Source organism: Glaciecola sp. 1036 (assembly GCF_050306235.1).
Lineage (GTDB): Bacteria > Pseudomonadota > Gammaproteobacteria > Enterobacterales > Alteromonadaceae > Glaciecola.
This window is the reverse complement of the sequence record NZ_JBLWFH010000002.1, coordinates 455,592-468,143: the sequence shown is the minus strand read 5'-3', so window position 1 is coordinate 468,143 and position 12,552 is coordinate 455,592. Positions and strand designations below refer to the sequence as shown.

Genomic DNA, 12,552 nt, shown 5'->3' with positions numbered 1-12,552 from the left:
GTTATGCAATTATGCTGCAGATTTCATACGCCGGCGCATATATAAAACACCGAGTCCAAATAGCGTCAATGATGTCCCCACCGGGGCACTCACAAAATTAGGGTCATTGGCTGCCGCGGTAATGCGCAATATCTCGTCTTCTGATCTGAATAATGTTTCTGTTGTTGGAATGTAATCAAACTCACTTTCATTCCTATACCCCACTATCGTCATGGGAGGTTCAGGAGTTGTGAATACCGGCTCTGGGCCAATTTCACCGTTATCTAGCCAAGGAAAATAAACCGTTTCTTCCCATTCAATGTATTCGTCCACCCACGCATCATATGCAGGGTTAAATTCTTCAAAACGAGTTAAAGTGACAACCTCCGCGGAATTACCTGTGCCCGTGTTAGTGCGCTCAAAAAAGAACTCGCCAAAATTACTGCTTATTTGAGCAGTCACATTTACATTGTAATCTCCAAGATCTAGTGCTGGTTGTGGAGTATTTAAAAAAACATTTCCATAACTTATCAATCCGTCCGGTGTTGTTATATCACCACCGTCATTAACTTCCCCCATCAAAATTTCGTTCCTGCCATTACCGCTAATTTCCCAAGTAATCATAGTGTCAATTAACGGGGAGTCAAAAAAGACGCTGAAAGGTCCAAACATCAAGAGATCTTCGTTTTGAGCAAACTCCCAAACGCAAGGATCTCCAGTTTCCAACTCGGCCAAAGCATCTTCAGCCAATGCTAAATTTTGTATGGCTTCTGGCGTGCCTATACTTGACCAGTAATCTATCAGATCTTGGGCAGCTTCTAGCTCTGACGTATCGTAACTTCCGTTACAATTTGTATCTTGTGTAGGTCCGGTAGTAGGAACCGCTGATATCCCCAAACCGGCACCGCCTATTATATTGGAAAAAGTATTCCGATTTAGATAGGCAGATTCGCTCATGCCAATAGTATTGTCGGAAAACCTCACTATATCAGCGTCTTCAATAAAAAAATAACGGGTCTCGACCTGTTCAGTGAGAGAACCTCGCCCCGAGCTTCTAACTAAACGAGCAGAGGCAATTTCGACAAACACAAACATTGATAAGACTGCTAATGTAAGCAGCGTAGTTAAGCGAGTCATACAAGTTCTCCTATGGTGTTATTTTAGTTCTTTAGTATTTTCTGGCCCAAGAACAAGAACAGCGGTGACTTGAGTTAGTTTTGATCGAGCATGGCTGAAGCTTGTATGCAAAATATACACCTCAAAATTTTTTAACTATTTTTCAGATAGTTAAGAAGCATTGTTTAAGTAAGACGCCAAGATGTGTAAAAATTCCTGACATTTTATTCACAATTGTTATTGCTCGAAACTCCTTCAATTTTTACAACTAAGGTTGTTGCAATTTATGGAAACATTCGCCTTGTAACTGTTGTGCTTTTCCGCCATTATTTATTTCAGTTTAAAAGGAATACAAAAAAGGAATTTTTGTATGATGTTTCCCCATTCGAGTGAATCCCGAATTCACTCCTTAGATGTCATTAGAGGATTTGCCGTATTAGGTATTCTCGCCATGAACATTCGTGCTTTTGGACTACCTGAAGGTAGCTATTTAGATCCATTTTCTTATGGTAACCCTAGTTTCTTAGATTTAATCATTTTTACTGTTACCGACGTGGTTTTTCGCGAGAAATGCATGGGTATATTCAGTTTACTTTTTGGCGTCGGGGTTTTGATTTTTACCCAAAAACCCGAGCAAAAACAATTAAATGCTTGGCAACTCCATAAGAGACGTTGCCTTTGGTTACTGTCTTTTGGTTTATTCCATAGTTACTTCATTTGGTCAGGCGATATTCTTACTCTTTATGCCGCGTGTGGATTTTTGATTTACGCCTTTCGTCACCAAAGCGTCAAACATCTTTTTATAATTGGCACTGCCTTTATTCTATTAGAAACCTGTTTAACCTTGCTTTTTGATCTAATTTTCATGTTTGCCGATGAGGCACTTCAAGGAGAGTTACAAGCTGAAATTTCGCCATCTAAAGAAGCTATTCAAATAGAGTTAGACGGCTATGAAAGTATGAGTTGGTTGGAAAAATTTTGGGTTAGGGCTGACAATTCTCTACAAATGCAACTTGGTTATATTATGCTAATTTTGGGCCGGACCACAGGCTTAATGTTATGGGGAATGGCGTTATATAAACTTGGTTTTTTCAATTTGACTTGGCAAGCATCTCGTTATTTCAAAATTGCAATCACTTCTCTTGTTATCGGACTGAGTTTAGAAGCAATTCACGCACAATTTGTGTTTTCCGATGGCGGATTTAGATACCTCCAATTTGTCGTATCCTTGTGGGCAAGTCTGGCTATGTTGTTGGCTTATATGAGTATATTTCTTTGGGTATTATCAAAAGGCTATTTAAAAACGCTTACCCTCATTTTAGCGAGCTGTGGTCGCATGGCGTTTACTCTCTACATAATGCAGAGTTTGATATGCACAAGCTTATTCTGGGGTTTAGGTATGTTTGCAGAATTTACTTATAGCCAGTTATTTTTAGTCGTAATGACAATTTGGGTACTGCAAATCACTTTTGCTCACTTTTGGTGGCAAGGATTTAAGCAGGGCCCACTTGAATACATGTGGCGCCGCCTCACCTACTTAAAATAATCTCGCTGTAAACAATGGAGCCGTGGTTCATTTAAACAATGGAGCCGTAGTTCATTCTCACCCTCAACCCGAGAACTTCCAAAAAAGGATGGGGTTAGTGAGAATGAACTACGGCTCCATTGTTTAAATGAACTACGGCTCCATTGTTTACGGTGGCATTGTGCAAACCGAGTAACCAGATTTAGATGTCCGCAATTTTTACAACATATCAACCTTCATTTCCCAAACTACACAAACAAGCAGATAATATATTGAAATATATAGAATATTAGTTTAGGCACGGTTTATGCTTTTACGAAAATTGATACAATTTGTGATTATTTATTCGTCGATGTAAAGGAAGTAACGTTATGTTAAAAATCATAGGAAAATCAGCGGCTGTAGCATTTCTCGCTTTAAGCTTCGCTTCTCAAGGTTCTGTCATTGTTGATACGGCATTATGGTCGTTAGAACGATCACCTGCTCGAAATAGCGGTCCATCTGGATTGACAAGTGCAGGTGGAAATCAAGCTGTTCAAAACAACAATTCTAATGCCTCTATAATAAGTGATTTCTCATTCACTGGAGATTTCAACTTTACCGGCTCAATGACACCTACCATTGTTGGTTTTAATGATGATGATATTCTTGGGCTTGTATTTGGATGGCAAGACTATCAAAACCATTATCGCTTAGGTTGGGAACAAGGGGGATATAATGATATCTCTAGCGCTAGCGGTATGTTTTTAGTGCGCGAAGTTGCAGGCGTTAGCACTATATTGTTCCAACAAGAAATTTTTTGGCAAGACAATGTTGACTACAACTTTGTTGTTGGCAGAAGCGGTAATAATATTTCATTTTTGTTAAATGGCATTTCCCAATCTTTTACCGACACCAGCTTTATGTCAGGTAAAGTAGGTTTTTATACTGAAAGTCAAACTGCAAGATTCGGCGGTTTAGCCAGTGCACCTCAGGCACCTTCCAATTCAGTTCCGGCACCAGCACCCTTAGCATTATTAGGTCTTGGCGTATTAGGTTTAGCCTACCGAAGAAAAAAGTAATCTAACTAAATATTGATAGAGGGGAAGCATATTTATGCTTCCTTTTTTAGTTGCCTTACCCTCAACAATTACGAGAAATCCTCAAATCACATACATTAAAATAAAATTCAATTCACTTAAAATTTCCTAACGTCGAGACTGATTCCTCACTTTTTATTGAAATGCACTTTCCAAATTAGTGCAATGATAATCACGGTTAAAAATAGTAAACCATTTCCCTTCACCCATAAATAATAAAGCACAAAGAGATAGTATGCACAAACTTACAGATCCTACCTCGTATACAAACGCACAGTTCTAGCGCCAATTTCGTCAGAATATTTTACATAGAAAATAGTACAATCTTCATTTTTAATAAATTTGCATCATTTAGCGTCAAATTTTTTAACATAAAAATAAATGTAAATTTAACTTATTGTTTTTAATGAGGATATTTAGCGGTTCGATTATTGCTTACAAATTATCGGCTAGTTAATAGCTAAATCCTGATGTGTGAGTATCAGGTAATTTTCTAAAAACAAAAAGGAATGTAGTTATGAAGAAATTTTCACTCTTCTCCAAACTTTCATTGGGCAGCTTGTTTTTTGCTGCCAGTATGATGGCGGGCACAGCGTCAGCATCATTAGTGACAATGGAGTTTAACAATGGAGATTCACTCGCTGATTGGAATGTGGATCGAGCAGCTCCACAAGGATTTGAAATCATCAACAACGAATTAGTAATGACTGTTGCTGGTGAATTAAATCAAGATAATTTCCGCAATACTCAGGGAATGATCATGGATATTGGTGAGTCCAATTACTTGAGTATCGATATGTATGTTGACTCAGCTTGGAACCAAGATGGTCGATATGGTGGTTTATGGGGTGTTGCCAATTTAGCCAACGGCGACAGAGCAAATGAATACCCGATACTGGAATTCCAACGCGACTCAACTGGCGTTACTGGAATCGCAAAGTGGGAATCTGGTCCAGGCTGGATAATTCCACCAAGCAGCTTATTTAATTTAGATGCTTTTAATACCCTAGTACTCTCTATTAATAACGGTATGTACGAGTACTTTGTAAATGGCAATATGATTCACCAAGCAGCAGCAACTGCAGATCATCTTGGTAGCGTCATTTTAAATGGTTATAACACGTTGTCTGCGCCTAACAATGATGGTTATCAGGTTCGTTATGATAATCTAACATATGGCACAACTTCTGTTTCCGCGCCATCAATGTTTGCTTTGTTATTAACCGCATTTGCGTTTGTAGCAAGCCGTCGTTTTTTAAGAAAGTAAATACATATATATAAAAGCCAGTTTTGACTGGCTTTTTTTTGCGTCCTCTAAAATCAAACTGTTATTGTGCGGTAGCCAATTGTCCTTCTATGTATTCATCCACTAACTTTTCTAGAATATCCAATGGCACAGCGCCATTTTTTAACACCACATTATGAAATTCACCTAGGTCGAACTTGTCGCCTAGGGCAGCTTTGGCCTTTTCGCGTACTTCTAATATTTTCATCATGCCGACCTTGTAGGCAGTAGCCTGCCCAGGGGTTACTATGTAACGTTCAATTTCGGAGGTAACGTCAGATTTCACCATACCTGTATTGGCCAACATATAGTCGATAGCTTCCTCCCGGGTCCAGCGTTTAGCATGAATGCCAGTATCAACAACTAAGCGCACGGCTCTAAATAGCTCAGCTTGCAAGCGTCCAATATTGTCGTAGGGATCGCGTTGAAATCCTAATTCCCAAGCGACACGCTCGGCGTACAACGCCCAACCTTCGATATAAGCAACAAAAGGAGCGACTGTACGAAATATAGGTAAGCCCTCTAATTCCATGGCGATGGCGATTTGGAAGTGATGCCCAGGAATGCCTTCATGGTAAGCAAGTGTTCGCATACTATAAGTTGGCGTTGCCTTTATGTCGTATAGATTGGCGAAGAAAACGCCTGGCCGAGAACCGTCAAATGCCGGCGGCTCATAGTAAGCCCCAGGTGCAGTTTTTTCCTTAAACACCGGAATACGTTTAACATCTAAACTAGCTTTCGGACGGAGTAAAAACGCATCGCCAAGGCCTGATTCCACTTCTTCAATGATGCGCTTATAATCGGCTAATATTTGCTCTCGGCCTTCATCAGAATCAGGATAATAAAAACCTTCTTGTTCTGCGAGAGCGTTTATTGCAACAGTAAAGCCTTGGCTAATATCAAAGCCTTCATCGGATAGAATCTGTAAAATTTCGGCCTGAATTCTATCGACTTCTTGCAACCCAACAGTATGAATATAGTCAGCGGAATAGTCAGTAGTGGTAAAAAAACGCAGCGCTAATTTATAAGCTTGATCTCCGCCGTCTAAACGCCATAACCCATCATCGGTCCCCGCCATTGCTTTGAGTTCTGTGAAATATTCAATTAGCATTTCATAGGCTGGATAAACTGTATTTTCAATCTCTGCTTGGGTTTGCGCTAAATAATCCGCGTACACAGACTCTGGTATTTCGACAGCCTCCTGCATGCGTTTTTCTAATGAGGTATAAAGAATATTTTCTGTCGCCGGCGTATCAACAAAACCTTGCATCTCATCAATAATGCGTTCGATTACAAATAAAGGGGGAATAATTTTTTTATATTCTCTTATTCTCATTCCTTCTAACATTTGGGTAAAGTAACGATTCGACTGACTTAAACGACTAATGTAATGCTCGACATTTTCAGTTGTTCGAATAGGGTGTTGCGCGTCCATGAAACTTGGAAAGTTGCTTTGGGCTCCTGACTGCTGATTGAAGGGATAACTATGGTATTGATAGGTTTCGAACTCTTCGGCAGTATTTAACAAATACAGCGCTATATCTTTTGAAAGTTGCTGTTCTTCGGATAAATCTTCATATTGCAGTAGAATCCGTTTGGTTTCTCGTAAATCTTTAAACATCTGGGCAGTGGCGGCTTCACTGGCATCATCCAAATAAGCATTGTGGCCAGTTATTCCAATACCATCAAACACACCTATTGAGGTCAGTGTTTGAGGACTATTCAGCGCCTGTTTGATTAATGCTCTATCTAAAAATATGCGAAATGAAAAGGGCTTTTCCGCTTTCCATTCATGCGTTGCCCAAGCGCCCATAACCACTAAAACAATAAGAACGCTAATCCCTAACCATTTAAAAAATGTTTTCATGACGATTCCCGATTTCCCTGTTCCTATTCCACTATAGATGGACAGTCCAACTAACTGCAAGGTCTCTAGTGAATAAACTCGGCTTATTCAAATAAAGCTGTATAAATGAACAGCTTTTTAACTTTCGATTTGATATAGTGCAGTTTTTATTTCAATTGCTAGCGGATAATCAAATTCAGAATGGATGTTTCTCGACTTTTAGACGAACTTAACGATAAACAGCGTGAAGCAGTTGCTGCTCCTAACGGCGATATGCTCATTTTGGCAGGCGCAGGCAGCGGTAAAACCCGCGTATTGGTGCATCGTATAGCTTGGCTGATGGAAGTTGAGAGCATTTCCCCTTTTAGTATTTTAGCCGTGACTTTTACTAATAAAGCCGCCAGAGAAATGCGTGGCCGTGTCGAGCGTTTATCCGGTGGTGCACTAAATTCAATGTGGATGGGCACCTTCCATGGTTTAGCACACCGTTTATTGCGATTACATTATGAAGAAGCTAATTTACCGCAGAATTTCACCATCATGGATTCAGACGATCAATATCGTTTGATCAAGCGATTACTCAAAGCTCTGAACCTAGAGGAAAAGCATTGGCCGCCCAAGCAAGTACAGTGGTTTATCAATGGTAATAAAGATGAAGGGTTAAGAGCGCGACACGTTGACACACACAACGATCCCAACCAGCAAAAAATGAAAGAGATTTATGCTGCATATGAAGAAACCTGCAATCGCTCCGGACTAGTCGATTTCGCTGAACTATTGTTAAGGTCATTTGAAACCATAAGAGACAATGAAGAGCTTCGTCATCATTACCAAAAGCGTTTTCGTGCTATTTTAGTGGATGAGTTTCAAGACACTAACAATATCCAATATGCTTGGTTGAAATTGCTTAAAACCAAACAAAATAGCATGATGATTGTCGGCGATGATGACCAATCAATCTATGGTTGGCGAGGGGCAAATGTCGCCAATATTTCAAACTTTTTGAAAGACTATCCTAGCGCCGGCACTATACGCCTTGAACAAAATTACCGTTCAACTAGCAACATTCTAAATGCGGCGAATGCCGTAATCGCCAATAATAGCGGTAGATTAGGTAAAGACCTGTGGACCGAAGGCCAGGAAGGCAACAAGATTCAATTATATTCTGGCTTTAATGAACTAGACGAAGCAAGGTTTATTGTCTCGAAAATTAAGCAATTTTTCGAAGACGGTCATAGTTTAACGGATTGCGCCATTTTATACCGAAATAATGCTCAGTCGCGCGTGCTGGAAGAAGCCCTTTTGCATCAAGGTATCGCATATCGAATTTATGGCGGCCTACGATTTTTCGAACGTCAGGAAATCAAAGATGCTTTAGCTTACATGCGATTAGTTAGTAACGCTATTGATGACGCAGCCTTTGAACGGGTGGTGAATACCCCAGCCCGAGGGTTGGGCGAAAAAACCCTAAGTAACATTCGCACATTTGCTCGTGAGAATAATTTTTCTATGTGGCAAGCCAGTGAAACTATGCTAAGTGAAAAGCGTTTATCCGGTCGTGCTGCAAATGCTCTGCAAAGTTTTATTGATCTTATTTATAAACTCACCGAAAAGGTCAAAGACGAACCCTTGGAAACCCTAGCTGATGATGTGATCAAAGGCAGCGGCATTTATGCGATGTATCAAGCAGAAAAAGGTGATAAAGCCCAAGCGAGAGTTGAAAACTTACAGGAATTAGTTACTGCTTGTAAGCAGTTCGAAATGCCTGAAGAAGCGGATGATATGACCCCGCTCGCTGCATTTTTAGCCCATGCGTCTCTAGAAGCTGGCGAAGGACAAGCAGATGCTGACCAAGACGCAGTCCAGATGATGACCATACACTCGGCTAAAGGTCTTGAATTTCAACTGGTGGTATTAGCTGGTGTTGAAGAAGGCATGTTCCCAAGCCAGATGACCAATGAAGAACCTGGTCGAATGGAAGAAGAACGTCGATTAGCATATGTCGGTATGACGCGGGCTATGCAGCAGTTAATTATCACTTATGCTGAAACTCGTCGTTTATATGGGCAAGATAAATATCACACAGCCAGCCGCTTTATCCGAGAAATTCCAGATGAGTATATTGAAGAAATCAGATTAAGATCTCAGGTGACCCAACCGATCCATAATAGATTCAGTGCAAGCACTTCCCATGAAGCCTTTGTGGATTCTGGATTTTCTTTAGGACAACGAGTTTCTCATCGCAAGTTTGGAGAAGGAACCGTGCTCAATTACGAAGGTTCTGGGGAGCATGCGCGTGTGCAAGTTAATTTCGACAGTTTTGGAGTCAAATGGCTTGTAACTGCTTATGCTAAATTAAACGCAGTTTCTTAGCCAGATTGTAGATTTGAAAAAGCAAGGCGTTGAACGATTCAATCGTCTTGCTTTTTATCTGTTTCATCTTCCACTATCGTCATTACTTTTTGTGTGAGTTTAACGCGACCTGAGCGTACTAAGGCATCACGAAGCACATATTCGATTTGCGCATTTAAACTGCGCAAATCGTCATCTGCCCAACGCTGCATTGCAGCTAACACATCTTCATTAATTCTCAGTGGGTATGCTTTTTTAGCCATTATATTGCCGAAGCGTTTAGTAAATTGAGCCAGTGTTTACCACGGGCTGTGTACTTTTATCACCACAAAGTACCACTAATAAATTGCTAACCATAGCGGCTTTGCGTTCTTCATCCAAGTTGACAATCTCTTTTTCAGACAAACGATGTAAGGCCATTTCTACCATACCAACAGCGCCTTCCACAATGCGATTTCGTGCTGCAATAATTGCCGCGGCTTGTTGTCGTTGTAACATTGCAGACGCAATTTCTTGGGCATAAGCAAGATGGCTGATACGGGCTTCATGTACAGTAATACCTGCGCGCCCTAATCTATCTTGAATTTCATCGCGTAAATGCACAGAGATTTCCGCTGGATGGCTACGTAGCGCAATTTCCGCTTCTTCGTCATCTCTCGGATCATAGGGATAACTACTGGCTAAGTTACGCAACGCGGATTCGCTTTGAATTACCACGTAACTTTCATAATTATCTACTTCGAAAACGGCTTCCGCGGTGTCAGTCACTGACCACACAACAATGGTGGCTATTTCAATAGGGTTCCCTTGATTGTCATTAACTTTAATTTTGGCACTTTCGAAATTTCGGATACGAAGCGAAACGTTTTTACGCACGAAAAACGGTATTGTCCATCTCAATCCTTCATTCTTGACTGTTCCCACATACTTTCCAAACAAGGTCATGACTTTACCTTGATTAGGTTGCACCATAAAAAATCCGGCCAAGCAGAAGCTTGCTAATCCACCTATAATTCCTTTTATAACAAACACCCCACCAGCGATCTTATCTGCTGTAAGAAATTGATGAAGTATTACTGACGCAATTACAAGTATAACTAAAAGCATTACATAGCCATTTACCGAAAAACCTTGCTTTTCATTTATCATGACAATCTCCTTTTGATATCATTTAGATATCATACTAGATCGCTTGTTAGAATTTGCCAAGAGTTTTTGTAAGGGAAGAATGTAAGAATTTGTAACGCAAGATGGAACGAGTAGACAATAAATAAAAAAGCATTGGTCGAGAGCGACCAATGCCTCAAAAATATTCTAATTGACAGTAGCGATTTGGAAACTTGGATTAGCTAAACCATTAGCGTCGCCCGGTGCTAAGTCATCTCTGAAGAAATACAGAGGCTTACCTTGGTAAGCCCATTGGAAAACTACATTATTGTTTGCATCAAATCTTTCGATAACAGTGTATTCACCAAAGGCTTGTTCTGAAGATTCCGCAAAAAGTGGTGGCCAAACGGTAGCACATCCACCCACACAGTTTGAAACACCTGAATCTGCTACATCGTTGTTAAAGGTGTAAAGAGTGAAGCCTTCTTTACTGGTATCATTGGTACCTTGCGCCTGCAAATCTAGACGATGGGCAACAAAGCCGGTGCCTTGATTTGGAATTTCCGCCAATTTCATCGGTGCTGGACGAGCCACAAACCACACACCACCAGCGCCTTCTCCATTTTGATCACCTGCTTGCGTATCTGGTGTAAAAATATATAAAGGTTTGCCATTGATAGCCATTTGCATGCTGCCATCTTCTCGCGCAAAGGTTGTAAATGGCGCTTCCACAACTTCGTCTTTTTTGGCTAACAGAGCTGGCCAATTGCCAATGCAACCAATGCTGGTACAATTGCTTTGTTCAGCATTATCATTATCAAAAGTGTAAAGTTGTCGACCACTTGTATCCCCGAGAACTGTGACAAATTCATCATTTTCATCAACTCTTAAGGTATTGGTAAAGCCTTGTGTTACAACCGTATCTCCTAAAACTGAGTCTTGCGCTACAACATTGGTTGATGCCGGTTCTATTAAAAACCAAACATTGCCCACATTATGCCCGTTGATATCATCAATGGCTTGATCTGATGCAGCAAAATACAAAGGTTGTCCTTCGAAAGTCCACTGCATAAAACCATCTTCTCTTTCTATAATCCCAAAGGCACCAACAGCATGATCAAATTCGGTCGCTAGAAATGCCGGAAAGTTGCCCAAGCAAGCACCTGAACAGTTCGATGTATTTAGGGTATCATTGGCAAAGGTGTAGAGTGAAAACTGGTCTTTATCAACCGCAATTTCTTCGCCAGCATCTGTAAGTAAGTTAACTCTGCCATTCGCAGTTAACCAAGAAACACCGTTAATATCTCGTTGGGATGCGGGGTATTTGCTCGCCTGAACAAAAGAAGGATTTGCTATATGTCCGTTTTCATCACCCGCCTCAATATCATTAATGAAAAAATATAAAGGCTTACCTCTCAAGGTCCATTGACGAATATCAGCTTCTACTTCGACAATATCGTACAAACCAGTAGGTCTGGCGCCATTATCAGCCAATAACGGCGGCCAAGCGTTAATGCAATTGCCATTGCCTAAACTGAAACAACTTGATTGGTCTAGGTTATCACCATCAAAAGTGTAGAGTGTAAAATCGCCTTTTTGTGAACGTGAAGTTTCAAAAGTTCCACCTACATTGCTACCGGTTAATACAGTTTCGTTGCCCAGAATTTTACCTTCGTCATTAGTTAAAAAAGGCAATGGACGCGCTAAATCAAATACGCCGCCAGCACCATCGCCATTGATATCTCCCTGACTGCTATCATCAATGAAAGTATAAAGGGCAAAGCCATTGTAAGACCATTGCATGGTTTGATCGGCTCTTTCAATTAAACTAAAAGGGGCCTGAACATCAGCGGTTTCATCCGCTAATAGCGGTGGCCATTTCCCAGCACAACTTTCAGGATCCGCTGAACCACCTGCAGGCGCTCCCTCCTCTGGATTACAGTTAGAAACTCCTTGTTCGTCGTTGGCGAAATAGTACAAGGATAATCCTAATTCACTGGTAAAAATGGTGCCTATTTCTTCTTGAGTAAAAACTTCTGGTGCAACAACTTGCACCGGAAAATTCTCAACTACGGGAGCTGGCGGGGTTGGTTCTGGGTCAGGGGTATTATTGTCTACGTAGTCGTTATCTGAATTACAGCCGGCAAGTACAAAGGTAGCCGCGACAAGTGAACATACAACTGAACGTTTAAAATTTGAGTGTAAATGGGTTATTTTCATGGTTGTCTCTTTTCAAGGTTATGTAGATGTGCCTCGAATTACG

At 40.7% G+C, this 12,552-nt stretch carries 9 protein-coding genes; 4 read left to right on the top strand and 5 right to left on the bottom strand.

The genetic code is table 11. The features are described 5' to 3' along the window. Window positions 1–9 precede the first annotated feature (9 nt). Complete coding sequence (locus tag ACNKW3_RS04670) at window positions 10–1,116, bottom strand: hypothetical protein (RefSeq protein WP_427398103.1); 1,107 nt, start codon at window positions 1,114–1,116, stop codon at window positions 10–12. Window positions 1,117–1,465: 349 nt separating this feature from the next. Between ACNKW3_RS04670 and ACNKW3_RS04665 the strand changes: the two genes are divergently transcribed. The 3 genes from ACNKW3_RS04665 (at window position 1,466) to ACNKW3_RS04655 (ending at window position 4,966) form a co-directional block, all read left to right on the top strand. After that, the gene (locus ACNKW3_RS04665; protein WP_427398102.1) at window positions 1,466–2,641 is read left to right on the top strand and encodes a DUF418 domain-containing protein; all 1,176 of its coding nucleotides are present in this window, start codon (window positions 1,466–1,468) and stop codon (window positions 2,639–2,641) included. Window positions 2,642–2,991: 350 nt separating this feature from the next. After that, entirely contained in the window at window positions 2,992–3,681 is a 690-nt protein-coding gene (locus ACNKW3_RS04660) for a PEP-CTERM sorting domain-containing protein (RefSeq protein ID WP_427398101.1), read from the top strand. 535 nt (window positions 3,682–4,216) lie between these two features. Continuing rightward, complete coding sequence (locus tag ACNKW3_RS04655; RefSeq protein WP_427398100.1) at window positions 4,217–4,966, top strand: hypothetical protein; 750 nt, start codon at window positions 4,217–4,219, stop codon at window positions 4,964–4,966. A 61-nt stretch (window positions 4,967–5,027) separates the two neighbouring features. On the opposite strand, the gene ACNKW3_RS04650 is transcribed toward ACNKW3_RS04655, so the two are convergent. Continuing rightward, window positions 5,028–6,851 (bottom strand): DUF885 domain-containing protein, encoded by a 1,824-nt coding sequence (locus tag ACNKW3_RS04650; protein WP_427398099.1) that lies wholly within the window; start codon window positions 6,849–6,851, stop codon window positions 5,028–5,030. A 180-nt stretch (window positions 6,852–7,031) separates the two neighbouring features. Here ACNKW3_RS04650 and uvrD point away from each other — a divergent pair, with 180 nt between their 5' ends. Continuing rightward, window positions 7,032–9,203, top strand: a complete 2,172-nt coding sequence (gene uvrD, locus ACNKW3_RS04645; RefSeq protein ID WP_427398098.1) for a DNA helicase II — start codon at window positions 7,032–7,034, stop codon at window positions 9,201–9,203. Between the two features lie 38 nt (window positions 9,204–9,241). Here uvrD and ACNKW3_RS04640 read toward each other — a convergent pair whose 3' ends face one another. From ACNKW3_RS04640 to ACNKW3_RS04630, 3 genes are all read right to left on the bottom strand, one after another. Continuing rightward, window positions 9,242–9,448 (bottom strand): hypothetical protein, encoded by a 207-nt coding sequence (locus ACNKW3_RS04640; protein WP_427398185.1) that lies wholly within the window; start codon window positions 9,446–9,448, stop codon window positions 9,242–9,244. Between the two features lie 13 nt (window positions 9,449–9,461). Beyond that, window positions 9,462–10,331, bottom strand: a complete 870-nt coding sequence (locus ACNKW3_RS04635) for an SPFH domain-containing protein (RefSeq protein WP_427398097.1) — start codon at window positions 10,329–10,331, stop codon at window positions 9,462–9,464. 165 nt (window positions 10,332–10,496) lie between these two features. Continuing rightward, window positions 10,497–12,509, bottom strand: a complete 2,013-nt coding sequence (locus tag ACNKW3_RS04630) for a hypothetical protein (RefSeq protein ID WP_427398096.1) — start codon at window positions 12,507–12,509, stop codon at window positions 10,497–10,499. Window positions 12,510–12,552: the final 43 nt, after the last annotated feature.

What these genes read in the sequence shown, in the direction of transcription:
- ACNKW3_RS04650 (WP_427398099.1), bottom strand. Translation starts at nt 6,851, where the DNA reads ATGAAAACATTTTTTAAATGGTTAGGGATTAGCGTTCTTATTGTTTTA.
- ACNKW3_RS04635 (WP_427398097.1), bottom strand. Translation starts at nt 10,331, where the DNA reads ATGATAAATGAAAAGCAAGGTTTTTCGGTAAATGGCTATGTAATGCTT.
- ACNKW3_RS04655 (WP_427398100.1), top strand. Translation starts at nt 4,217, where the DNA reads ATGAAGAAATTTTCACTCTTCTCCAAACTTTCATTGGGCAGCTTGTTT.
- uvrD (WP_427398098.1), top strand. Translation starts at nt 7,032, where the DNA reads ATGGATGTTTCTCGACTTTTAGACGAACTTAACGATAAACAGCGTGAA.
- ACNKW3_RS04630 (WP_427398096.1), bottom strand. Translation starts at nt 12,509, where the DNA reads ATGAAAATAACCCATTTACACTCAAATTTTAAACGTTCAGTTGTATGT.
- ACNKW3_RS04665 (WP_427398102.1), top strand. Translation starts at nt 1,466, where the DNA reads ATGATGTTTCCCCATTCGAGTGAATCCCGAATTCACTCCTTAGATGTC.
- ACNKW3_RS04660 (WP_427398101.1), top strand. Translation starts at nt 2,992, where the DNA reads ATGTTAAAAATCATAGGAAAATCAGCGGCTGTAGCATTTCTCGCTTTA.
- ACNKW3_RS04670 (WP_427398103.1), bottom strand. Translation starts at nt 1,116, where the DNA reads ATGACTCGCTTAACTACGCTGCTTACATTAGCAGTCTTATCAATGTTT.